This is a genomic window from Streptomyces sp. NPDC001513 (assembly GCF_042894695.1).
Lineage (GTDB): Bacteria > Actinomycetota > Actinomycetes > Streptomycetales > Streptomycetaceae > Streptomyces.
This window is the reverse complement of sequence record NZ_JBIAVU010000017.1, coordinates 33,112-57,147: the sequence shown is the minus strand read 5'-3', so window position 1 is coordinate 57,147 and position 24,036 is coordinate 33,112. Positions and strand designations below refer to the sequence as shown.

15 protein-coding genes and 2 pseudogenes are annotated in these 24,036 nt (G+C 68.5%); 7 read left to right on the top strand and 10 right to left on the bottom strand.

The window, feature by feature from the left end; translation table 11 throughout:
- The first annotated feature begins 27 nt into the window (after positions 1–27).
- Positions 28–1,386, top strand: a complete 1,359-nt coding sequence (locus tag ACFYZ4_RS32585) for a DUF4157 domain-containing protein (RefSeq protein WP_384342677.1) — start codon at positions 28–30, stop codon at positions 1,384–1,386.
- A gap of 359 nt (positions 1,387–1,745) precedes the next feature.
- Here ACFYZ4_RS32585 and ACFYZ4_RS32580 read toward each other — a convergent pair whose 3' ends face one another.
- The gene (locus ACFYZ4_RS32580) at positions 1,746–2,756 is read right to left on the bottom strand and encodes a quinone oxidoreductase family protein (RefSeq protein WP_390785576.1); all 1,011 of its coding nucleotides are present in this window, start codon (positions 2,754–2,756) and stop codon (positions 1,746–1,748) included.
- Positions 2,757–3,453: 697 nt separating this feature from the next.
- A complete protein-coding gene (locus ACFYZ4_RS32575) occupies positions 3,454–4,179 on the bottom strand; it encodes a peptidylprolyl isomerase (protein WP_351291226.1) in 726 nt (241 codons plus the stop codon).
- Between the two features lie 729 nt (positions 4,180–4,908).
- Between ACFYZ4_RS32575 and ACFYZ4_RS32570 the strand changes: the two are divergent.
- The 3 genes and pseudogenes from ACFYZ4_RS32570 to ACFYZ4_RS32560 form a co-directional block, all read left to right on the top strand.
- Positions 4,909–5,763: pseudogene (locus tag ACFYZ4_RS32570) on the top strand (chloride channel protein); the annotation flags it as partial.
- A 335-nt stretch (positions 5,764–6,098) separates the two neighbouring features.
- Positions 6,099–6,302, top strand: a pseudogene (locus tag ACFYZ4_RS32565) (hypothetical protein); the annotation flags it as partial.
- Positions 6,303–6,645: 343 nt separating this feature from the next.
- Entirely contained in the window at positions 6,646–7,869 is a 1,224-nt protein-coding gene (locus tag ACFYZ4_RS32560) for an aminotransferase class I/II-fold pyridoxal phosphate-dependent enzyme (protein ID WP_390785575.1), read from the top strand.
- 57 nt (positions 7,870–7,926) lie between these two features.
- Here the strand turns inward: ACFYZ4_RS32560 and ACFYZ4_RS32555 are convergent, their stop codons facing one another.
- The 8 genes from ACFYZ4_RS32555 to ACFYZ4_RS32520 form a co-directional block, all read right to left on the bottom strand.
- Complete coding sequence (locus ACFYZ4_RS32555) at positions 7,927–8,205, bottom strand: hypothetical protein (RefSeq protein WP_390785574.1); 279 nt, start codon at positions 8,203–8,205, stop codon at positions 7,927–7,929.
- A 314-nt stretch (positions 8,206–8,519) separates the two neighbouring features.
- Complete coding sequence (locus ACFYZ4_RS32550; RefSeq protein WP_390785573.1) at positions 8,520–9,095, bottom strand: DUF6368 family protein; 576 nt, start codon at positions 9,093–9,095, stop codon at positions 8,520–8,522.
- 711 nt (positions 9,096–9,806) lie between these two features.
- Positions 9,807–14,372 carry an AAA family ATPase gene (locus tag ACFYZ4_RS32545; RefSeq protein WP_390785572.1) on the bottom strand — a complete coding sequence of 1,522 codons (4,566 nt, stop codon included), beginning with the start codon at positions 14,370–14,372 and terminating at the stop codon, positions 9,807–9,809.
- An 81-nt stretch (positions 14,373–14,453) separates the two neighbouring features.
- Entirely contained in the window at positions 14,454–14,936 is a 483-nt protein-coding gene (locus tag ACFYZ4_RS32540; RefSeq protein WP_390785571.1) for a hypothetical protein, read from the bottom strand.
- 28 nt (positions 14,937–14,964) lie between these two features.
- Positions 14,965–15,300 carry a hypothetical protein gene (locus tag ACFYZ4_RS32535; RefSeq protein WP_390785570.1) on the bottom strand — a complete coding sequence of 112 codons (336 nt, stop codon included), beginning with the start codon at positions 15,298–15,300 and terminating at the stop codon, positions 14,965–14,967.
- An 830-nt stretch (positions 15,301–16,130) separates the two neighbouring features.
- A complete protein-coding gene (locus tag ACFYZ4_RS32530; RefSeq protein WP_390785569.1) occupies positions 16,131–18,161 on the bottom strand; it encodes a hypothetical protein in 2,031 nt (676 codons plus the stop codon).
- Positions 18,158–18,556: a hypothetical protein gene (locus ACFYZ4_RS32525; RefSeq protein ID WP_390785568.1), complete on the bottom strand. Its 399-nt coding sequence runs from the start codon at positions 18,554–18,556 to the stop codon at positions 18,158–18,160. Before ACFYZ4_RS32525 ends, ACFYZ4_RS32530 begins: the two co-directional genes overlap by 4 nt.
- Positions 18,557–18,728: 172 nt before the next feature.
- A complete protein-coding gene (locus ACFYZ4_RS32520; protein WP_266506179.1) occupies positions 18,729–18,884 on the bottom strand; it encodes a hypothetical protein in 156 nt (51 codons plus the stop codon).
- A 123-nt stretch (positions 18,885–19,007) separates the two neighbouring features.
- On the opposite strand from ACFYZ4_RS32520, the gene ACFYZ4_RS32515 reads away from it, so the two are divergent.
- The 3 genes from ACFYZ4_RS32515 to ACFYZ4_RS32505 all read left to right on the top strand — a co-directional run bounded on the left by ACFYZ4_RS32515 (position 19,008) and on the right by ACFYZ4_RS32505 (position 23,937).
- Positions 19,008–22,073 (top strand): Z1 domain-containing protein, encoded by a 3,066-nt coding sequence (locus tag ACFYZ4_RS32515; RefSeq protein WP_390785567.1) that lies wholly within the window; start codon positions 19,008–19,010, stop codon positions 22,071–22,073.
- A gap of 320 nt (positions 22,074–22,393) precedes the next feature.
- The gene (locus tag ACFYZ4_RS32510; protein ID WP_390785566.1) at positions 22,394–22,750 is read left to right on the top strand and encodes a hypothetical protein; all 357 of its coding nucleotides are present in this window, start codon (positions 22,394–22,396) and stop codon (positions 22,748–22,750) included.
- On the top strand, positions 22,747–23,937 hold the full coding sequence (locus ACFYZ4_RS32505; RefSeq protein WP_390785565.1) for a caspase domain-containing protein: 1,191 nt from the start codon (positions 22,747–22,749) through the stop codon (positions 23,935–23,937). Before ACFYZ4_RS32510 ends, ACFYZ4_RS32505 begins: the two co-directional genes overlap by 4 nt.
- The last annotated feature ends 99 nt before the right edge of the window (positions 23,938–24,036 follow it).

Sequence of the window (24,036 nt, the reverse complement as noted above, 5' to 3'; positions counted from 1 at the left end):
TCCGATTCTCCGACGAAGGAAGCGCAAGTGCAGAACCACGCGAAGGCCAGGTCGAACGCCACCGAGGACGCCCGGTCGACGGTCCGCAGGCCGGTCACCGCACCACCCGCACAGGCCTCCGGGCTCCTCGGGCTGCAGGCGACGCTGGGGAACGCAGTGGTCGTCCAGCGTCTGAAGCAGCAGCCGCACCGGCACGGTGCGGGGTGCGGCCACGAGGCGGAGGAGGCGCCGGTCCAGCGCTCGGCCGTCCACGACGTGATGCGGGCCGGCGGCAGGCCGCTGGACGGCAGCACGCGCGCGGACATGGAGAGCCGGCTGGGCGCCGACTTCTCCGACGTCCGCATCCACGACGACAGCGCGGCGAAGGCGTCGGCGGCCGAGGTGGGCGCTCGGGCGTACACCAGTGGGAACCACGTGGTGATCGGGGAGGGCGGCGCCGACAAGCTCACGCTCGCCCACGAACTCACCCACGTGATCCAGCAGCGCCAGGGCCCCGTGGCGGGTACGGACAACGGAGCGGGCCTGCGGGTCTCCGACCCCTCCGACCGCTTCGAGCGGGAGGCGGAGAGCAACGCGCGCCGCGCCATGAGCGGGGCGGCGCCGAGGACCGAGCAGCACGCACAGGCGGCGGGCCGGGCCGACCAGGGGGCGGCCCAGGAGTCGGTCCAGCGCTGGGCGGCCCAGGCCGGCCCGAACCAGCAGCACATGACGGTCTCGGCGAACGGCGTCTTCGCCGTCCCGAGCAACGACGCCACGTCGATCTGGATCCGCGTCAGCGCACCCGCGGGGTCCTACTCCCCGGCCCTGCGCCCGACAAGCACGGCGCAGCAGGCCCTCCTCGGCGGCACGGAGCTGTACCAGGAGCACGAGCTGGCGCGCAACATCCTGGACGACTGCCTCCACACGGCGGAGGAGATCATGCACAACGCCGTCGGAGAGCTGGCCGACGGCGCGAACAGCAACGTCCGTACGAGCGCCGGGCTCAAGGCCTTCGGCATGTCGGACGAGCAGAACCGCGACCGCGCAGGCGACTTCCAGGGGGCGACGGACCGCGACGCCAGCCCGGTGGTGGGACAGTCCTACCTGATGCTCGCCATGAACCCCGGGGAGCAGATCATGTCGCAGTACCACGCCGCAGCGGTGGTGGGCATGGACGGCCAGGACACGGTGACGATGGAGGCCTTCGCCGGAAGCGGCCAGATGTCCGCGAACCCGATGACGTACACGATCGGCACGGTGGCCTCCTTCCACGACTACTGGACGGGCGCGTACTACACCCCGAACTACCCGGGGGTCACCATGAAGACAGTGGTCCTCGTCAAGCGCGGCAAGGGCCGCCGGGTGACGGCGGGCTCAGAACAGCCGGCCAACCCGAACGTCGCCTAGGTCAGGAGACCGCCCGAACCCGCCCGTGAAGCCCGCGCAACCACGCCCGCCGAACCTCGGGCAACCGCGCCAGGCTGTGAAGGAAGACGCGCGGGTCGGGCCGGAAGAGGCGCAACGGACTCAAGGGCAAGGGATAGTCGTCGCGCAGCGACTAGGTGTTCTGTCCCGGGAGGTTGTGGACGGGTGAGCCAGGTCTCGGCTGAGGGATCTTGAAGGGGTGTGACCCGGATACGCCAGAAACCCGCCAGAACTTGATCTTGGCCTGCTGAGTGCCTGACGCTGTCGGGGATCTTGGCGATGACGGTAGGCCATGCCCTCGACATCCCAGTCTCCAAGATCCCCGACCTCGTCACCCGCGATCAGCTCTGCGTCTCCTCGCGGCGTCCAAAAGCGGCCGCATCGGGTACGAGGAGCAGCTTGCCGGTGGTACGCCGAGCCTCCAGATCGCTGTGGGCCTGGGCGGCCTCGGACAATGCGTAGCGGCCCGTTACGGTGACCTCAAGCGCCTTGGAGCGCACCCACTCGAACACATCGGCGGCCCGTCGGAGCAGTTCGGACCGATCGGCGATGAAGTCCCCGAGGCTGGGCCGGATCAGGGTCAGCGAACCGCCGTGGGCGAGCCGAATCGGATCAAACGGCGGCACGGCACCACTTGCCGCGCCGAAGAGCACGAGATGGCCGCGGGTTCGCAGGCTGGCGAGGCTCGCATCGAAGGTGTGCGCGCCGACGCCGTCGAAGACAACCGGCAGTCCCTGACCGCCGTTGAGCCGCCTCACCTCGGCTGCGAGATCGTCGACTGCGGAGGAAAGGATCACCTCAGCGGCTCCGGCACGCTTCGCCAGCTCGGCCTTCGCCGTGGTCGACGTCGTGCCGATCACCCTGCCGCCGAGATGGGTGATGAGCTGGGTCAAAAGCAGCCCCATGCCACCAGCAGCCGCATGCACGAGCACCGTGTCGCCCCCCTGAACCGGGTAGGCGTCCTTGACGAGATAGTGCGCGGTCATGCCTTGGAGGAGCACGGCGGCGGCTGTCTCGAAGTCGATATCGTCGGGCAGCGGCACCAGCCGGGAGGAGTCCACGACGGCCCGCTCGGCATACGTGCCGGGAATCTCCACCCAACCGACCCGGTCCCCGACTGCGACGTCAACGACGCCGGGTCCAACTTCGACGACCGTGCCGGCGCCCTCAGCGCCCGGGGTGAAGGGCAGCGGGAGGCTGTACCGGCCTTCGCGGTGGTAGACGTCGAGGAAGTTGACCCCGGATGCGGCGACCTCCACGACCGCCTCGCCCGGACCCGGCCGCGGCTGGTCCACCTCGGCCTCCTGCAGCACCTCGGGACCGCCCACTTCGTACACCTGAATCGCTCGCATGGCCCTCCTAATGGCTCATCCCCCACCAACCCCGTTGATGGCGATCCGATTCCCGGCAAGCAGACCAGCCCGCGGCCGCCGCCAAGACCCCCGCCCCCGCGCCAGCCCCCGCTCCCGCTCCGGCCGCTGCGCCCGCGCCCGCCGCTCGCGCTGCGGCGCCACGGGTGCGGGAGGCCGCCATCCGTGGGCGCCGCCCGCAAGCGTGGACGCGAAGCGCTCCTGGGGACCCTTGACCGAGGGGTTGAACGTCCCCCCGCGACCTCGACATCGACCTCGGCAACCGGGCCCGTGCCCTGGAGCAGCTGAGGGTGCACCCGGCCGCGCACTCGCAGATGGTGTCGATGGTCCGGGACATCCTGCCGGAGCGGGAAGCGGGCCTCCTGGTCGGCTCACGCCAGTGGCCGCTGCTTGCCGCCCGCATGCAGAACATCCGCGAGAGCGACAGCACACACACCGTCGCCCACCACCTGAACCGCCTGACGGCCGACACCCCCTGGAAGCAGGCCACCGGCACGGCTCTGGTGGGCCACCTCGTGGACGCCACCCTCCACTCCCTGACCACGCCGCTGACCGCACGGCCCGCGTCCGCGTCCCGGCTGTGGGTCTCCCCGATGGCGGCCCGCTCCCGCTCCACCACCACCCGGCCCTGGACAGACGCCACCGCAGCGGCCGCGGCTTCGGCGCGGGCCGCGGGGGGTCAATGCCGGCAGGACGGCCGGACGCGGAGCAGCTCGGTCCGCAGCACGGGTGTGCCGTCGACCGGTGCCGGGTCCTCCGCGGTCGGCTCGATTCCTCCGGCGGCGGTTTTGTCGAGTGTTGCCAGGCCGTCGGGGCCGACCGTGCCGAACACCGTGTAGTTCGGGCGTAGTGCGGAGTCGCCGTAGACGACGAAGAACTGTGAGCCGTTCGTGTCCGGACCGGCGTTGGCCATCGCCAGCAGGCCGCGCCCGTACAGGCGGCGCGCGCCGGTCGGATCGGTCGGTGCGGGTGGCAAATCCACCGGCAGCTCGTCCTTGTACTTGTACCCGGGCCCTCCCTCACCGGTCCCGGTCGGGTCGCCGCACTGCAGGACCTTCAGCGTCGGATACGCCGTCAGACGGTGGCACACCGTCCGGTCGTAGAACCCATGCCGTGCCAGGTGCAGGAAACTCTGGACCGTGCACGGCGCCTTGGCCTGGTCCAAACGCAGCGGGAGCGGACCCTGGCTGGTCGGAACAGCCATGTCAACCGTGCCACGGCTAGGGGTGCGCCGCGGGTCGGGCGGCAGCGGAACATGACGCGCGGGCGGCTCGTCCGGGGTCTGTGTGTACTGGCAAGGGCCGTGCGTGGTGCGCGGCGGAGCGCCGTCGGAAGCGGTGGCGGCACTTCCCCCGGACACGACTAACGTCACGGCCGCTAATGCGCTGATCAGTGCTCGGTTCATCTTGCGCGCCCTCCTGATGATCGCCAGGTTTTGGAGCGGTCGCAGTCTAGGACGTGATGCGGTCGGCGGGAATGGTCAATGACAGGAGGCCGGCGAGGGGCGCTGGTCCGGGACCGCGGTGGTCGGACCTGGTGGCGGTGGCCGGGCAGCGCCCCGGCGGCCTGGTTCTCGACGGCGAGCTCGTCGTCTGGGACACCGCGGTCGGCTGGCTGTCGTTCCAGGCGTTGCAGCGCCGCCGCCCGCGCCCGCAGCGCCCCGGCCCTGGCCGCTCGGTGGCCGACCTACTTCATCTCCTTCGCGCCGTCCAGCTGACACAGCAGGGCGGGAATCGCCGGCCGCAGTCCGGCGTGGGGGTCCGAGCGCTCAAGGCCTTACAAGGTCGGGCAGACTGCCACCACGACGGACGATGAGAGACCGCCCTGCACTCGGCGGCGGCCGGCCCAGCGGCCGGGAGCAGAGGTTGAGACGGGGACCGCCTGGTGGCCTTCAGCTCCGGCTGTGGCACGGTGCAGGCGTACGAACTCTTCGTCCGCCGCGCCTCGATGATCGGCTTCCGGATACGGGCCATCGCCGTTGGGAAGCCTGAACTCTACGACTGCTGGATGCGCGAGCTCTGGCAGCTGCGGGCCGCGGGCACCCTGCACACGGCCGTACACGAGGAGATCCCCTCGACGACGCCGCCCGAGCCCATGGCTCTGTGCGCGGGCGGCGGCCGGGCAGGCCGCGGTGATGCCGGTCAACCAGGTAGAGCCGTCGGCCCCCGCCCGCGGGGATGGTCCGGTGTGCGCGGCCTACCCGGACCGGCGGCAGTTCGACTTCGCGCCTGCGGGGATGCTCCGGCAGGGCCGCATTTTCTTCGCGGCCGCCTTGGCCGGTCCCGCGCCGGTGGATGCTTCGAGCCTCACGAATCCGATCGTGCTCCGGCAGTGGGCGGAGATGATGCAGAGGGACAGGCCGCGCGGGTCTCGGCTCACGAGCTCGTGCACGGTTGGCGGTGAGACGTCACGGCCCCGCTGTCCTGGGTTTCAGCCCGTTGATTTCGGGCTGCGGTCTGCCGTGGTGGCCGGCGGGCTGCTCGCTCTCGCGCCCACGGCGTCGGCCGCGGGCTTCAGCCCGGTCCGGGCGGCACCTGTGCCGCGGCTCGGGTGTCCCGCCGGCCACCCAGGGTTGCCGTGGCCCCGTGGGTCCAGCCGGGACGCTGCCCCAGAACCTCTGGTTCCAGCTGTTCGGCCCGTCCTCACTGCGCGGCGAGTCCGGTTCGCCGCCGCTGCCTGCGTCGTCGGCGTGGGATCCGGGTGTGCGGCGGCCTGCTGCTCCTGCTGCTGCGCAGGGGGCGCCCTCTTCACCTTGGAGGTGCTCCTGGGGAGCGGGGCCCTCGGCGCGGTGGTACCGGCGGTGCCGACGGCCGCGTTGGCGACCATGTTCGTGCGCGTGGCGATGTCGGACGAGCCGACCTACCAACGGCCGGAACTGCCCCTCAGCGGCTCGCTGCCGCTGTGGTCGGCGCTCGTCGGTCCGATCGTGGGAGCGTGCGCGTACGGGTTCTCCCGGCTCACGGCGGCCGCGAGCGAACGGGCGCCGCGCGGCAACGCCCTGCTGGTGAGCGCACCCGTCGCCTTCCTGTGCCTTCGGGGAAACCAGCCGAGCGCGGGATTCATCATTACACTCTGTTGCTCCGCGGGTGCTCTCCGGGTGCACCCTCTTCTGCATCACGCCTACAGGCCGCCGGGTCGACCGGAGCCCCGGCACGCGGCAGGCCACCGCCCGCACGGCCCCGACCTCGACTGCGCAGGTACGCCGCGCGGTTCCGTCAATGGGCGGGATCGCGGACCCCGCGACCCCCTCTGCTCGCGCACCGCCGACCCCGCCACTGAAACCGCGAGCGGGACGCACGCCCGCTTCGCACACTCGTCCGGTGGATGGGACGAAGCGTACGTACTGCCGGCGGAGCAGGCCTCGAACCCGGCTTTGTCGAGGACGCGGGGGAGGGCTCCCGCGGTTACGCCCGTTGGATCGCCGGGGCATTGGAGCGGGGTATGTTCGGGGGCGCCAAGCGGCTGGGCCGGCCCCGCCGTCGCATCGAGGCGTACCGCTGCCCCCGCTGCGGCCACTTGGAACTCTTTCACCACCGAAGCCGTCTGACGCTGCCCGGGGGGTACGTCCGTGCCGCGCCGGCGGTCCTTCTGGAGGGGTTCCTGCTCCTCGACGCGAGGCCCGGCGCCGCTGCGCTCGCCGCTGCGGCCGCTCCCTGTCGTTCGATCGGTCCGCCTTCCGGACGATTCGACGCCGTACCCCGCCGCGGCAACCGGCGTCCTGTTAGCCTCGAACAGGGGTGGATCCAACTGCAAATCCACCGGCCGCACACGGCGTTCCGCCAGTGCCGTTCCGCAGTCCGTTCCTGCTGTCGGCCGTTCGCGGCCCGGGGTGGGAGTGCCCCGTGCGGCCCATCCGAACGGGAGCCGTCCCATGCCACACGACCTACCTGCGGCCCTGGGAGGCCGGCCCGTCCGCACCCGGCCCTTCCCCGCCTGGCCCAGCCCCTCCGTCGAGGCCCGCGCCGCAGTGAACGCGGTCTTCGACAGCGGTCACTGGTGGCAGAACGGCGACGGCGCCGGCGAACGACTCGAAGCCGCACTGGTCGACCGGTTCGAGGTGCGCGCCGCCGTCGCGGTCACCAACGGAACGCTCGCTCTCGAAGTCGCCCTGCGCGCCGCGGGCATCGGACCGGGCGACGAGGTCGTCGTCCCGGCCACCACCTTCGTGTCGTCGGCCTCGGCGGTCTCGTCAGTGGGCGCGACGCCGGTGCCCGCGGACGTGCGACCCGACACCTTCTCCCTCGACCTGTGGTCCGCCCGCGAGAGCGTCACCGCACGGACGAAGGCCCTGGTGGTGGTGCACCTGGGCGGCCAGCCCGCCGATCTCACCGGTGCCCGGCTGCTGTGCGACGAAAAGGGGTTGCTCCTCATCGAGGACAGCGCCCAGGCGGTCGCCGCCGCATGGGACGGCCGGCCCGTCGGCTCGGCGGGCGACATGACCGCGATGAGCTTCCAGGCGGCGAAACTGTGGCCGGGTGGCGAAGGCGGCGCCGTACTGATCCGCTCGGACGGAGCCCTGGCCGGTCGGGTCGAACGCATCGCCAACTGTGGTCGACCGAGAGGGAGTTCCGACTACGATCATCTCGAACCGGGGACCAACGCACGGATCAGCGAATTCCACGCGGCCCTGGTGCTCAGCCATATGGCGGGAACCGACGCCCTGTGGCTTCGGCGGAAGGGTACGTACGAGCGCCTCGACCGGGCCCTGCCGGCCGGTGCCCTCGCGGCGGTCGACCCCCGGGTCACCCGGCACGACCACTACATGGTGCTCCTCCGACTGCCCCAGGCGGCCCTCACGGACGGGCTCGACAACGCCACCACCGTCCGGGCCCTAGCCGCCGAGGGAATCCCCGCGCGCGTCCTCTTCCCGGCATGGCACCTGCTGCCGGCGTTCCGGCCCCCGACGGGAGCCCCGAGGTCGCTGCCCGTGGCCGAGGGCGCGACGCGCAGCGCCCTGTGGCTGCACCACCGGCTGCTCCTGGACCCGGACTGCGCCGAGGACCTGCCCGCCGCCTGGAGCCGTGTCACCGCCCACGCGTCACGACTGGCCGCCGGCCCGGAGGTGCGGCCGACGGCGACCCCGAAACCGGGCTGATGCCTGATTCCCGGACGTCCGACGACAGGTCGGGTCCGCCGTTCCGGGCCGGGTCGGTCAGCAGCTCGTGACCAGGAGCTGGGCGGAACCGTCGGGAAGGGCGGCGATACGGACGCGCGGAGCGGAGAAGGTCGATGCGCCACCCGCTCCCGCGATGGGCTGGAACGGGCTCCAGCCGCCCGCCGCGTTCCGGATGCGGTGGTACACATTGCCGTCGTCGCCGATGGCCACGAGCTGGGCCGAGCCGTCGGGGGTTACGGTGAGGGAGGCGTTGCGCGCCGACATCGTTGCGGTGCCCACGCCGTCGACGGGGAGCAGCCCCGTCCACGAGTGCATGGAACCGACTGTTCGCCGTCGCCGACTGGGCACGCGCTACGGAAAGGGAACGGCAGCAGGAAGCTGCCGAACCCCCCCACCTGGCCGTCACTGAGGAAACAGCTCAAGGACGCTTTCGGGCAGCTCGTGGACCAAGCCCAGATCAACCGACTCAACGAGCAGTGGTCACCGCAGGAACTGCTTCCTGGCTGCGTAGGTGAAAACGAGGTTCTGGCACAGATCTTGGGGAGCGGTCGCGGAGGGTGATGGGAGCGTTCGCTTACAGGGGAGGGGCACGAACCCGGGCCCGTCACCGAGACCCCGATCACCTGGGCCTACTTGACGAGGCGGAAGTCTGGGTGCTGCAGCCAGGCCCTGAGGAACTGCAGATCGCCGACATGCCGGATCCAGCGGTCGCCGCCGCCCGTGTCGTAGGAGACTTCCCTGACGGTGCCAGGGAGTGTTGCCACCAGCGCCCGCGCTCGGGCCAAGTCCGCAGCTTCTTTGGCCCGATCGTCAGGGGTGTATCCAAGGACGCCGTCGAAGTCGATCGTCGCGTGGAGCCGTTGGGCGAAGGCAAGGGCGAGGTGACCGAGCAGAATGTGGTTCACCTGCCCTGAACAGCCGGCGGCGAGGATGAGGCCCTGAACCGGCGGCAGCAAAAATTCGGAGTAGTCCTCGTCGTCTGCCGGTATGCAGTCGTCCTCCGAGAGGAAGAACATGCCCGCCTCGGCCGTTTCGAGGGCGTGCAGACCGAGGCCTGCAGGCTCTCGGACTCGGAAGGCCAAGTCTCCGTCAGCCCCGGTTTCGACCGGTCCGCAGAACGTCTCCAGCCACGGGATCACACCGGCGCGTATCTCTTCAAAGCTGCGGTGCTCAAAGAGCCACAGTCCCACTGCGGGTCCCGCCATGATGCCCCCAAATTCGCGGCCCAGTGCCGTGTGGACCTGGTTCTACCAGGTCCACGGAGAGACATCCGATCGATTTCGGGACGCGGACCTGCTCGTCAATGGACGGTCGCCGGGAGAGCGACAGCGGGTCTGTTGTCAGGTGGGACGGCAGGCCTCGCAGACGTGGTTGTCGATCGCGGCCACCAAGTCCTGAGCCAGTGCCTGCACTGCGACTGTGAGGTCTCATCGATGTTGAGGTGGCCGTGCGCCTCAGACCGGGGGGCCTGTAGATGCCTTGAGACGGTACTGAGAGACGTTACGAGTCATGAGGGCAGGTCTGAACTGCAGTCTTGCAGGTTGGTTGAGATTGTTGCAGATGCGGTGAGAACGTCTTCACTAAGTGGTTTGCGTCTGGCTGGAGCGATGTCCGGGGCTGAATCCTTGCGCGCCTGGGCCATGGGCCTGGTGCCTCCGATTGTTGCCCCTCGCTATCTCGTCTTGGACCGTGGGCGGTGAGGCTGTCCTGTTCATGCACGTGGCTGCTGTGGCTGGATCTGAACTAGATGATGTTCGCTGGCCGCTTCCCGGATTGGGTGTGGGGTCCGGGTCGGGGGTGCCTTTGCCTCGATATCCGATCGAGGGGATCGAGGCACGGTCGCACTGATATGGAGGCGAAGGGACCGCGACTTGAACGGCTGCGTCGAAGCTGTCGCGTGCCGACCGACCAGGCGATCACCGTGTGATTAGTGGGCCTTCTTTGTTTGTATTCCATGACAGGTAAGCGACCTCTGACCCGTATCCGGCGATGAGCCCAGCAGTCGTCGCGGTCACGACCTGCGCTGGCCTGGGCAGGGTGAGGGGAGAGCCGATTTGGCGGTCTTCGGCGAGGTCCCAGACGCGTATCTCCCCTTCATGGTTGGCGAGGACAGCTGCATGGCGTCCATCAGGGAGATGTGTGATGGTCATCGTATTCACCGAACTGGTGTAATGCCGTAGGCGGCAGATGTCTCGATGTCCTGTTAGTTCCCAAACTTCGGGACCATACCTGTCATCGATGACTGCGAAGACTCGATTCTTCGAGGCATCTAGGGTGTCCCAGTGGAGGTAGCGGTCCAAGTCATCGATGTTTTCGGGATCGTGGCGGAGGAGTTCGGCCTCAGCCGTAGAGAGAGCATGCCGGGAGAAGGGATGGTGGTTCCAGCGCAGCTGCTCCAGCAAGGCGTATCGCGTCCATGGATTGGCGTGCCGCAGTTCGAGCAGTTCTCGTCTGACGTTGATCGAGCGCAGCCATCCTCGGATCTCGGCACGTTGATGCCGCGGGTAGTTCTGCCATCTCTCGAGCAGGTCTTCCAACTGCGGTGATCGGGGTGATCCGATCACCGCCCTACGCATCGATTCGGTGGCGGGATCCCAGAAGATCCAACTCCCGCCATCCTGAGGATCGTGGAGCATGACCCGTCGATTGGTCGTCCATCGGGAACGAGCTGCCGTGTGCGCGACCTCTCCGGTGACACGGTTTTCAACACGAGTAACCCTGCCGTGACCGGTGGTGATAGTCAGCACGGGTTTCTTGGGGAGAGCCACGTGTAGAGGGCCTGGCTTGGAGCCGGGGGCAACATTCTTGCGAGGAGTAAGGCAGGCGCCGGTCTCAAGGTCCCAGACCAGCTCGTTGCCTGGCGTCGGCTGGTCAGTGGTCATTGCAAGCCCATGGCCATCGATTTTAAGGACCTCGAGGGTGTGAAATCTTTCGTGGCCGTTGAGCGTGTGCAGTTGGTGGCCGGTGTCGAGGTCCCAGACGAAGGTGACACTGCCCCCGGATGTCATTGCGATCTCTTGGCCATGGGGCAGGGCTGCCGTCAGTGCCGATTGCACCGGTCTGCTGTGGCCGGGCACCGGCCGTTGTGGGTGGGCACTGGAGGCCAGGTCCCACACCGTTGCAAGGCCGGCACGATCCGCTGTGATGGCGAGGGCGCGTCCGTCGGGCAGAGCGACGGCTGTGACCGCATCCACCGCGCGATGCTGGCCGGTCAAGGACATGAGGCGCTTGCCAGTGTTCAGGTCCCAGACCAGTGCCTTTCGGGTGCGGTCGGCGGTTATGGCCAGAGGGCGGCCGTCTTCGGTGACGACTGTCGCCACGCTGTGGACGGCAGCGGCATGGCCATTGAATTTGCAGTGCTGTTTGCCCGTCAGGAGGTTCCACACGACGGCGGCCCCTCCGATGCTGGCGGTTACCGCGAACGCGCGACCATCGGGAAGAGCTACAGCCGCCACCGCACGGACTGCGGCGGAGTGGCTGTTCAGGGTCATCAGGCGCTTGCCGGTGTTCAGGTCCCAGACCAGTGCCTTTCGGGTGCGGTCGCCGGTGATGCCGAGCGCACGGCCGCTGGACAGGGCTACTGCTGCCACTGCGGCACCGGACCGGCCGCGAGTAGACAGGAACCGCTGATGCTGCCCTGTCATGAGGTCCCACACCCGGGCCCGGCCGCCGTCCGTGGTGAGGGCGAGGGCACTGCCGTCGGGCAGGGCCACCGCGGCGATGGAGCGAGTTGGCCCGTCGAGAGCACTCACCGGTTCGCCGGTGGCGATGTTCCATACCTGTGCCTTGCCGCCGTCGGAGGTTACCGCCAAGGAGCGGCCGTCGAGCAAAGCGACCGTGGCGAGGGCGCGGGCTGGCTGGTCGAGGCTGCTCATCTGCTTGCCGGTGGTGATGTCCCATACCTGGACTCTGTCGCCGTCGGAGCTGACCGCGAGGGCGCCGCCGCGATGCGGGGCCACAGCGGACACCGCACCCGCCGTCCCGGCGAGTCCTCTGAACGTATGTAGGAGAGCGGGGTGGGCGGTGCTGTTGGTCGCCCAGACCGGTACGGCGGGCGGTATCCCGTTTTCGAGTGGGGGGAGCGCAAGTGCCGCGGCCAGGGAGGCATTGTGCCAGGCGGCTGCGTCGAGGGCGAGAAGTCCCCGACGGCTGGAGACGTCACTGCGCTTGGGGTGCTGGGGGAGTGTGCTGCGGTAGACGTGGGCATGGTGAACCGCCGTGTCCGTCGCCGCATGGTGCAGGTAGGGGACCAAACCGTCGGGGTCGGCGTGCAGCAGGAATCCCGGGTCGCTCAGGAGCTCATCAAGGTGCTCCACACCAGCTGCCAGCGCATGCGCGGCGGCGTGACGCTTGAGATACGGATGAGCGAATTCCCATTGCGGCCTGCCGTCGGCAGACAGCGGAATGCTGGCCGCCAGTGCCTTGTGCACGGCCACCGCGTCGATGGCAGCCGTCGTGTGCTCGTTGAGGGCCTGGTGGAAGTATCGATAGAGCAGGCGATGGTCGCTGTCCGGAGCGGTTCGCAGATAGAACGAGGCTTTGAGCAGGACTTGGCGTGTGTCGTCCTGCGTCGGGGCCAGGCTGGTGCCGTCAGCCAGAGCGGCGTGTGCCAGGGCTGCCTCGTGGAGCAGAGCAAGCGGCATCCCCATGCCGCGGGCCTGCCCCAGGACCTGAAGCACCGGCAGGAACCAGCGGTCGGTGGCAGCCAGGCTCTGGGTGTGCAGGTCGAAGACCTCGGTGATGCTGCAGGGCAGACGAGTGCGGATCTCGGCATCGCTGAGGGGCCGGCCGGCCATGGCTTGCTGGACAAGATGGTCGGCGAAGAGGGCAGCGATGAGGAAGGCGCCGGTCTGCGCATGGGTGGCGAGACGGTCGGCGACGGCGCGTGGCGTGGTGACCGGGTAGTGCTCGTCCAGCAGTTGTTTCAGGTACTCAGCCAGGTCGCCGGCGAGGCTTTCCCTGTCGGCCGCGGTCGTCGGGTCAAGTGCGAGCACGTCGCCGACCGTGCTGAAAGCGCGCTCATGGAGCTGGCTCAGGGCTTCCCACCACGGCCGCGTGCCGACCATGATGCGGCAGCCGGGCACGCCCTCCTGCTCGGAGTCGCCCACCAGAGGCGTGATGAGGTCGCGTACAACGGCAGCAGGGTCGATGGCCTCGTCCAGAGCATCCAGGACGATGACGACGGCGCCGCTGAAGCGCATCAGCGTGACAAGGTCGTCGATGCCTCCTTGCGCATGGGTGGTGCCTTCTCGCCGTTGCCCGTCTTCCGGCTCGTCGGTGCCTACCCCCGTCCCGGAAGCGGGAGCCGAGAGCTGGCGGCAGAGGGACTGAATAATCTGATGTGCCGTCAGCTGCCGGGCGTGGATCGCGAGAACCTTCGCCTCGGGGCGAGGATCGAAGTCGGGCAGGCGCGCGCGAACCTGCCGCCTCAGCGGCTGTAGTTCGGGGTGCAGAAGACAGGCAGTGACGCCGAGCAGAGCAGACTTGCCCGTGCCGGGGCCGCCGGTGATGACCAGGAGCCTCGGCTGATCCCTCTGTGCGTTGTCGATCCACTCCCGGATACGTTTCAGATGGGCCGTGCGGCCCGAGAACTGGCAGACGTCCACTCGCTGATTGCCGGCAGCCCGCGTCGCGAAGTGCAGCAGGTCAACACCCGGGTCGACGGCCAGCGCGAGCTGCTGCAGAGCCATGCTGACACCGGCAAGGAATCGGCTCGGCGCGTCCCGCGCGAAAGAATGATTGGGGAAAAACCCGGGAACCTCCTCCAGCGCGACATCGGTGGGGGTACGCACGACGCACTGGCCAATCCCACCCGAGCGTGCAACCTCTCGTGCCACTTCGGCCGCAAAAGTCTCCACCGGCACGAACTTCAAGGCAGGGGATACGTCCAACAGGCCCCCCGCGAGCCGGCGCAGCACGGCGGTGGTGGCTCGGCTGAAAACTGCCTGCCGTGTGATCTCGTGTGCCGAACATGCTCCGATCATCCACACCTTGCGGGCCTGTGCCCCATGGGTGGCACCAGTAGTCAGAATGAGTTCCCGCACCAACTGCTCGGTCACCGCCTGCCCCGCCTGGCACACGTCGAGTAGGAAGAGGACGGGCGACGCAGCCGCCTGAGCGTCCTTTACGAGCGCACTCACCTCCACGCTCGTGGCCCGCAGTCTGCTGCCGCGCTGGCTCCCCTGAACGGCCAGGTAGAGAGTGCCTTCCTGCTGCTCACCGTGCCCGCTGAAGTGCACGATCAATGGCCGCCCTGCCGCGCTGCTCAACGCCGCGTCCCATGCATGCCTGAAGTCGTCGGCCGTAGGATTCAGAACAGGGGCACTAGCTTGGACGCCGGCCTGGTGCAGCGCACGGGCGACCCCCTCGACAGCGCCAGCCACACTGGGCAAGTAGGCAAAAGGCTCCTCGCCGAGGGCCACGTCGTCCTCGTCGACAAAGACCGCTGCGGAGCCTCCGGCCCCGATTACCAACGAACGCACCGGCGGCAGCCCTCCTCACTGCTGCGGCCTTCGCCCTGCAGGAAGCTGCAACCGCTTAGGAGTACGCCGCGTTATGACCTGTCAGCCTTGAAGATACGCGGCGATAGCGGCGGCTGCCATTCCGTTGCTCAGGTAGGCACCGAGGGTGTGCGGGTCGAACAGGCCGATATCGGTGTTCTGATGTGCGTCCACCGCGAAGAGGCCTCCGAGTTCAGGCGGCAAGGCCACCAGATCACCCACATCTGCGATGTTCACCCAACGCCCCACTCCCGGCGGTCTGGCGCCCGTCCCGTTCTGCAAGGCAGGCTCGAGCGTGCGACTCAAAGCGGGGAGCCCCAAAGGTGACCCCAATGTCACCAGCAGCTCGACCGTGAGCTCGGGGAAAGCATGGAGCGTTTCATAGGCCACTACCGACCCCAACGAATGCGCCACAACAACCTGACAATGGCTGGCCCGTATGGCGTCCGCGACGCGAGCGCGGGCTGCTGCACGCGTCTGCGGCCGGGACGTATATGCGTCTACCTCCCGGATCAGAGCGCAGATGACCCGTTCAAGACGGTCCATCACCTTTGCGTACGATGTCTGGGGCAGCTCAGCGCCCCCCCTGCCTGCGGACCAACCACGCCATGCCCTGGCGGACCGGTGCCAGCCACGCTGCCTGCGGCTCCTCAGGCTCTGGTACACCCATGGCCAGCAGCCACTCCCACGCCAGACTCAGTTCGGCCGTCGACAAGGCTTCCAGGCCCCCGGCGGATGCGCCCGATTGAGATTCCACCCCATCCGCGAGCAGGTCGGCATAGTAGGCCATGACCATTTCCGGCACCGCGACATGAGCCAGCCCCGCCTTGCGAAGCCCCAGCTCCAGCTTCGGCCGAGCCGCTCCGGCCAGGAGCGTCGCAGCACGATCCGACGACACGCCCTTCTGCAAGTTCCCAATCCCGTGAACCAAAGTGACTCCGGCCAACGTCTGCCCCCACCTCTTTCGCTTTCTTGAACCGTATGGAGCACCCCCCTCGAGTTCAAGGGCCTCCGGGAGTGCCACCTCGCCCATCTGCACGATGCGAACACTATGCTCCTGCTCGTGACGCCCCATCGGACCTCGATCAGGCGTGAGTGTCCCCTGCACCCACCGCAATCGACCTCATCCGACCACTCAAGTCGAGGACCCTGGGCAGTGGGTGGCCCTGGACGAGCCGTGGTGGGACGGTGACCAGCTCTACGGCCAGCCCCGCGGTCGGTTTCTTTCCATGGGATCGATCGCTGTCAGCGGCGACGAGGAGGCTCCGATCGCCGAGGAGATACGCAGGGCGACACGTCTGCAAGCAGCAGCACTGAAGTTCTCCGGCGCTTTCACCGGCCCGCGCAACAGCCGGCGCCGATCCGTGCTGGCCCTCCTGGCGGGTAGGGGCGCTGCGGACGTTCACGGCCGGTTAGGAGCCCGCGAGCGTTCTCCCAGGGCGCCTCCGGAGACGTACTACGTGGACGCGGGGCATGCGTAGTTCGCGAGCGCAGGCATCTGCCGTGACCATGCGATCACGGGTGGACAGGCGGTCGATGGCCACTGCTGGCTCAGCTGACGATGCGCCTTGCGTTCTGCTGCGCGAACGTAGGTGAGCGCCGGGACCTGCGCACAAGGTTTGCAGCGTCGGCCGCAGTCTCCGCGTCACAGGCCTCGTTCGTCATCAGCGACACCGTATTTGCGGCGCGCCGCCTTCGTGGGCAGTCCGTTCGGTAGTGGCTGCCCACATCACGCGGCCCTCACCAGGAGAGGTCCTTGTGAGGCGGCAGGGTAGCGGTGCCGTCCGGTTCAATGCCGTGTGGCCATAGCCGCGCCCATAGGGGTTCGACGCGGTGTCGGGGGTGGGCGGCGTCTCCCCGGTCGAGTGCTTCGCGGGCGGTTCGTGCCGCTCCGTCGACATCGTGCGCTTCGTACTGGAAACGGGCGATGGTGGCGAGAGCTTCGGGGTGCCCGTACCCAGCGGCGGCTTCCCATAGGTCCTGGGCGTGCTCTCGGTTGCCGACTGCTTCACGGCGCACTGCCAGGTCGGCCAGTGTGTTGGTCAGCCCGTACTCGGCGGCCGCTCGCGCGTAGTGCTCTGCCTGGTCGTGTAGGGCTGCCTCTTCTCGCATCACCGCCAGGCGGCTCAAGCAAGTGGGGGCTCCGTTGGCTGCGGCGTGGTGAGCCAGGTCGGATGCTTCGACGGTCAGTCCGGCCTCTTCGTGCTGCAGCGCGATCTCAGCGAGCGCTTCCGGCTGGCAGCATTCGGCGGCCTGTAGCGCCAAGGCCGCAGCTTCCTCGTAGTCGGAGGCTTCGGCGGCGGTGAAGGCGAGGTCGGTCAGCGCCCGGCAGGTGAGATGTTCGGCCGGCCAATTGGCGTCTCTGTCGAGCCAGTCGTCCTCGAGGGGATGCGCGTCCGGGCCGATGGCGGGTCCGGTCCATGGCAGTTGACGGGCGCGCTCTGTCAGAAGGTCGGCGTAGCGCAGCCGCCATCGGGCTGAGGCTGCTGATGCCAGCGCGCTGACATCGGTGCGTCGTGACAGGTGCTGCAGGGCTGCCTCCCAGAATGAGGCAGGCGGGCACAGATGGCTTCGTGTCCTGCGGCCGTGCTGTTCCATGTAGTCGGCCAGCCGGAAGGAGCGGTCGTTGTGGCAGCTTGGGGTGCGGCGTGTCCGGTGCAGCAGTGCTGCGTTGCCGTGGACGGGACGCCCGGTATAGGTGAGAGCGTGTTCGAACCAGCCGTCGTCCAGAGACTGGAACACTGAATAGGGCATGTAGCCGGTGGCCGCCTCCTCGAGAAACGTTGCGGGAAGGTCTGATCCGCAGCCCAGGCGGCGCGCGTCCATGGCGACGTCGAGGACTGCTCGGGCAGCTGGGCTGGCATGCCTGTGCCGGTCCAGCAGTGCTGGGACACCGGCCAGGAACTGGGTGATGCGGCGGTCAGATGCCCCTGCCAGGGCCTGTGCGAGGCGCTCGTCCGTCTCCGCAGCGTGGCGCAGGGCGACGAGGTCGTGTGTGGTGAAAGCGCCCGGCACGTGTACTTGCCGACCTGTCAGCAGATGTCGGCTCTGGGCGTGCGGATCGTGCTCCGGCTTGGTGGGCAGGGAGGTCAGCTGGTCCCAGTGCACGGGCCAGAGTGTGCCAAGCACCAGGATTGGAGCGCGCTCGGTGTCGGTCAGCAGAGTCCGCAGGGCCGCGGCGATCCGGTCTCCGACGGTGGGAGGGGCCAGGTAGTGCTGCGCTTCGTTCAGCCAGACTACGGTCTTTGGCCCTACGGCAGCCAGGCCGGCCAGTGCTGCCTCGGCTCGGGTTGGGTCGAACGGGTGCCACAGCCGCCAGCCCTCGTCCGCCAGCGGTTGGACGGCCTCCCAGCACGCACGGGTCTTGCCGGTGGAGGACTCACCCACCAGCACGCACAGCTGGCTCCTGCCGCCCCGTGCAGCGTCCACGACGCGCCGCAGGTGGGCGTCGTGCTCGCGCGGCAGGTAGGCGGGAAGCTCATCACTCCCGGAGACGGCACGGATCGCGTGGTGCACCTCCAGGTCGAGCGGGTGGCACTCGTTGATAAGACGGGCGACGGGTGATTCCTGACCCGTGCTGCTGCCGGGCTGCGGCGAGGGGAGGACGTAGAAATGCGTGACGGCGTTGCCGTCGCCGCTGATGACCGTGCCGATGTCTCCGCCTGCGGCGACCGACTCCTTGCTCGCATGCACCCCGCCGCGCGGCGTCCGGGGAATGCCCCCACCGTCGTCCTGCGTTCCGTGGTCCCGGCGCCCCCATACGGGAATCATGAGCGGTTGCCGTCCCCGGTGATGACCTCACCGATGTCTCCCGCGGCGGCCGTGCTGCCCGCTCCCGAGGCACGCACGATGCTGCTTGCGGGCGGACTGTGGAGCGGTGTTGCCGGTGGTGACGCCGCTTCGTTCCGATGGCCGGAGATGACGCGTCCTACGTGTCCACCCGACGCCACAGCACCGTCGCGTGCCTCGACCGAGAGGTGTCTGGAGCCGGCGAGCGCCCACACAGAGACAGCCAGGCCCGCGAGCCCGGCGACCGCCCCCATAACGCTGCCGAGCCGATCCGCCGCCTCGAGGTCCATGAAGACGGCGACCACCACCAGACACGCGGCCGCCGTCCCGCAGACGGCTGCGCATACGACGAGCGCGTATCTCTTCCACTCCTGCATAGGCTCATCAAACCGCCGTCGAGAGCCGATGTCCTTGAAACCTGCGATTCCAACCTACGCTGGTGTAAATGGAGTTGATGCAGGCTGCTGAGGAAGATCACCGCGCCGGGCCGTGCATACGTTGCATCCTAATGACTGATCATCAGGCAAAGCATGTTTGGGTGCTGCGCTGTTAGAGCAGCAGCTGCAGCCAGTCGAGCAGCTCCGCTCCTGCGATGCGGCCCAGGCCTGTGGAGATTCCGCCGACGAAGCTGAGGATTACGACCGCGGCGGTGCGGCGGAGGCGGGAGGTCTTGCGCTGGGGGGCTTCGGGAGCCGTCTGGGTCATGCTGCGAGCTTGAGGGGCGCGGAGGGTGGTGCGCAGCGCGCAACAGTTGCCAATGGTGCGCAACGCGTTGCCAATTCATGCGCAACAGTCCTGTGAGGCCGAGTGGTGTCCGACACTGGACGGGTGACGACCAGCAGACGCCGAAGCGGAACCGCCTCCCTGGGCCCGCTCCATCCTGACGCGGGCCCGGAGCGCCGCGAACTTGCTCTTGCCCTGCGTGAGCTGTTCCAGCGGCTGGAGATGCCCCTGCGGGCGTACGCGAGCAAGGAGGCGCGCGCCGCCAGCTCCGTAAGCCGCACGCTCAGCGGCGAGCGCGCCGCCCAGGAGGACTTCGTGAAGAACCTCCTCCACGACGCGGGTGAGCCCCCTCGCCCGCCGCTGCCCGATGAGGAGACAGCCCGGGTGTGGGCGCTGTTCCGCAAGGACGAAGAGAGCCGCATGGATCCGGCTGGCCGCATACGGCTCCTCGAGCGTAGCCGGCGCGAGCTGGAGGAGCGCCTGCGCGAGGTAGAGAACAGCCGAGCCGCCGCGGACACGAACGGTACCGCGGCCGAGATGGACTCCCTGCGCCACCGGCTGCACCAGCGCGAGCAGGAGCTGGCCCGAGTCGAGCAGGAGCGCGATCAGCTCGCGCGGCGCATCGGGAAGCTGCTCGCCGAGGCCGGACCCCGGGACGGCGGCGGTCCCGTGGTGATTCGGTCGGCGTTTGCCCCGTGGTACCGCCCGGAGCCACGACCCGACCGGGGTCAGTACTGGCCCGCGTACGCCGACCTCCTGGCGCGGCGGGGGTGGCAGGCATCCAGGGTGGCAGGCCTGGACGAGGCGACGAACCAGGTGGTGGAGAAGCTGGCCGACCCGAGCGCGGCGGAGGCCTACCAGTCCAAGGGCTTGGTGATCGCGCCCGTGCAGTCAGGCGCGAGCGCCCACATCATTGGCACCGTGGCCAAAGCGGTCGACGCGGGCTACCGCCTCGTCATTGTGCTGACGGGACCGACCAACGCGCTGCGGTACCAGCTGCAGCGGACCCTCGACCGCGATCTGGTGGGGCGGGAGAACATCCTGCGCGGCGCGGGCCAGTCCGAGGACTCCGAGTACGTGGACGATCCCGACTGGTTCAAGGCGGACGGGTTCCTGCGGCACGGCCGACGTCCCGCCTCGGATGGCGGGTTCGACATCGTCCGCCTTACGACGCGCGACAACGACTACACCGGCCTGCGCCAGGAGCTCGCCGCGGTCGAGTTTGAGAAGCGGATGCCGGGGCTGCCGCTGCACGACCCCGAGAACCTGCACGCTGCGTCCGCACGGCTCATGGTTGTGAAGAAGAACAAGACCATTCTGTCCAAGCTGGTCAAGGACCTGAAGAGCATTCACCTGCCGCTGGCGGAGATCCCTACGCTGATCATCGACGACAGCACGGAATGGGATCCGGGCGCTGTGAACACCCACAGGAAGGCGACCGGGACAGGGAAGGCGGGCCTCACGTCCGTCCAGGCCACCATGGCGGAGCTGCTGGGCCTTATGCCCAGGGCGCAGTATGTCGCCTACGCCACGTCACCGTTCGTCGGTACCCTCATGGACTCGGCCGCCTCGGAGGACCTGTTCCCGAGGGATTTCATCGTCTCCCTGCCGCGCCCCGCCGGCTACGTGGGTGTGGGGGATTTCCACGACATCGACTCGGACGTCCCGGCAGAGCAGCGGACCTTCGCCAACTCCCAGGAGAAGGCGCACGTCCGTAATCTCGTGCTCCGCGACAAGGATGATGACCAGGGCGAACGACAGGCGATGGACATGTTCGTCCTGACCGGCGCGGTGAAGCTGTACCGCGCGGCGCGGGGCGAGATCGAAGCACGAACCGGCTACCGCCACCACACCATGATCGTTCACTCTTCGGATCTCATTGGCCGAAAGCGGGAACACGCAGCGCGCTTGCGCCGCCTCTGGTACGAGGGCTCGTACGACCGGGCCGAGGGTCTGGGACGTCTCCGCGAGCTGTACGAAAGAGACGTCGAGCCCGTTTCCTGTGAACGGGCCGACGGCTTTCCCGTCCCCGAGTCCTTCGACGAGCTCGCACCGTACGTCAGTGCCGCGTGGTCGCGGATCGACTCCGACGGCAACGCCGTCGTGATCGAGAGTAGATACACGGACGGCGAACACGACAGGTACGAGCTGGATTTCACGCGACGACACATCTGGAAGATCCTTGTCTGCGGCTCACGGCTCTCCCACGGCGGCACTGTCGAGGGCCTGACAGTCATCTACCAGGGGCCTCGCACCGATAGCGCGGTGGCACTGTCCGGGATCGGACGCTGGGCCGGCTTCCGTGTCGGTTACCGGGACCTGATGCGGCTCTACTTCGCGCAGGTCCCAGGCGATACCGGCGGAGGTGTCTTCGACGCCTTCGCTGCGATCTTCCGCGACCAGCGCTCGTTCGAGGAGGACATGGCACGCTACGCCGTCGAGGTCGACGGCAGGCCACAACTCACGCCCGACCAAGTGCCCCCGCTGCTCGCGCAGCACCTGGGCGCGTTGGATGCGGAGCAGCGACGGAGCGCCCTGTTCAACGCCGAACTGGTTGAGATCCGCTCACCCGGCCGGTGGATCGAGCCGCTTGCCTACCCCGTGGACGCTGTGGCGAAAGCCCGCAACATCCAGCAGTGGCGGCCACTGCTGGATGTTCTGGCGGAGCCCCGCGTGCTCAGCGGTCGCTCCGCCTCCCTCCGTGCCCGCACCGGCCTGGTCCCGCACGCCCGCCTGATGGATGCCCTCTCTGCGCTGGAAGGGGCCGGACCGAAGCTTCGTCCGCACCTCTCGTACCTGGAGCAGCTGGGACGGGAGCCCGGGAGCCAGTGGCTGCTGGTCGTTCCGCACCCCGCCGGCGACGGCCCCACGGCATCGGTTCTCGGCTTCGAATCGCTACCTCTCTTCAGCCGAGCGCGCCGAGGCGACGGCTTTGGCAGGTTCACGAACCCGTCGCACGAGTCTGCTGTCGAGGCCGCGATGGGCCGGGGCGACGGGGCGCCGTCGCCCCTGGGGGCGGTGCTCCTGTACCCCATTCACGAAGGGGAAGACGGCTCCGCCAAGGAGGGAGAGGCGGACCCGTCGCAGATCGTCATGGGGGTCAGCATCTACACCCCGGAGAAGGGAAAAGAGAGCCCCCTGCTTCGCTTCCGGTCCCTACGCAGGCCTTGATGCGACTGGCTTTGAAGCCGGGGATTTTCCTGGTTACCTGGGTCGGCGACGGGACACCGGCACGGCGCAGCCAGCCAAGGCGGGGGTCAGCACGTTCGATATGAGGCACCGCCGCGTCCGTATGTGCGCGCTCCGTGCCCGGGAGGTCTCTTGCCATATCGGCCACCGCCATCCCGTAAAACCCACCTCCAATCCTGCGTGCCGCGCCCTCGGTGGAGGGCGATTTTTCGGAGTGCGAGGCGAGGTGCGATCCGGTGCACGACGATGTGAACAGAACGCCGTCAGCGGGGCGGCGCCCTGGTCGGTTGCAGGAGGCGTAGGTGCGGTTAGAGGTGCACCTGGAGTCGGGCGCGGGGGAACTGCGTTCGATGCAGAGCTGGCTTCGTTCGGACCCAGATGTGCGCAGGACGGCTGTGACCGATGTGCGGGGGAACGATCCTCGGCCGGGGGCGATGGGCTCCGCGCTCGACGTGCTGCAGTTGGTAACGGGGAACGGGTGGAGTGCGGCGTCGTTCGTGCTGGCTCTGGTGGCGTGGCGGCAGACCCGGCCGCAGCGACCGCGGATAGAGATTCACCGCGGCGACACGGTCGTTATCCTCACCGACTGCACAGCCGATGAGATCGAACGAGCAACCAGAGCACTGGACTCTGCCGCGGAGGAGGACCGGGACACGTGAGTGTCTTGCCCGACCCGGGGGCGTCACGCGCGGTACTCATTGGTACGAGCCGCTACGACCACCTCGAGCAGCTGCCGGCCGTCTCGAACAACGTGACCGCCCTCGCATCCCTCTTGAGAGGCCCGCTGTCCCTGCGTATGCCGGCCCCGCACGTGACCGTTGTCGAGAATCCGCCCGACCCGGCCACCGTGATGGATCCACTGCGCCAGGCAGCGGCAGAGGCCACTGACACGCTCATCGTCTACTACGCCGGCCACGGCCTCATCGACCCCCACGACGCCCTCACCCTGGCTCTGCCGCACACACAGCCCGGCCGGGTCGAGACCAGCCTCACCTATGACTGGCTGCGCCAGATCCTCCTGGACTCCCGTGCACAGCGGCACATCGTCCTCCTCGACTGCTGCTACAGCGGCCTCGCCCTCGGCAGGATGAGCACATCCCAGGGCCTCGCCGACCAGGCCGCAGTGGAAGGTACCTTCCTCCTCGCAGCTTCCGCCGAGACGCGCACGGCCCTGGCCCCGGTCGGCGACGCTCACACAGCGTTCACGGGCGCCCTTCTTGAAGCGCTGCGCCACGGCATCCCCGGCGGGCCGCCCCTACTCGACCTGGAGACCATCTACCGGCACCTGCGCCTGACTCTGGAAGCCCGGGCGCATCCTGTTCCCCAGGCCAGAAATCGCAACACCGGAGCCCGAGTGGCGTTGGGACGCAACCATGCAGACCTTCCCAACACACCCGTCACCGCCGAAGCCGGACTGGAGCCAGAGCACCGACTGTGGCCCGACCCGACCTCGATCCGCACGATCACCGGCTTCGTCACGAACCTTGCGGCGGTCAGAGAAATCAGCGGACTGACCCAGCAGGAGATCAGCCGCCGCTCCGCCGGACGTATCTCCACAGGCACCGTCAGCAGACTGACCAACCGCGACACACTTCCCGCCACCTGGAACACCACAGCCGTCTATCTGGCCGCATGCAGTGTCCCCGACGACCAGATCCAGCAATGGCACGGAACCTGGCAGGAACTGCGCCACAACGCCACCGCGCCACACCACAGGGCTATCGCTACGCCGCAGGGCGGCACCGCTGAGCACGGGAAGACACGGAGGAGGTTCTCCGCCCTTTGGCCGGGACGCAGTCACCGACCCGGGTCAGCCGGGGCAGAGGCCCCGGAAGGAAGAGGCTGAGGGCTCTCCCCCGTGTCGCTCCCGAATAGCGTGTTCCACCCGGCGATCACCAGAAGACCGACTACCAGGATTGCGCCGGTGGACGGTTTCTTCCACCGG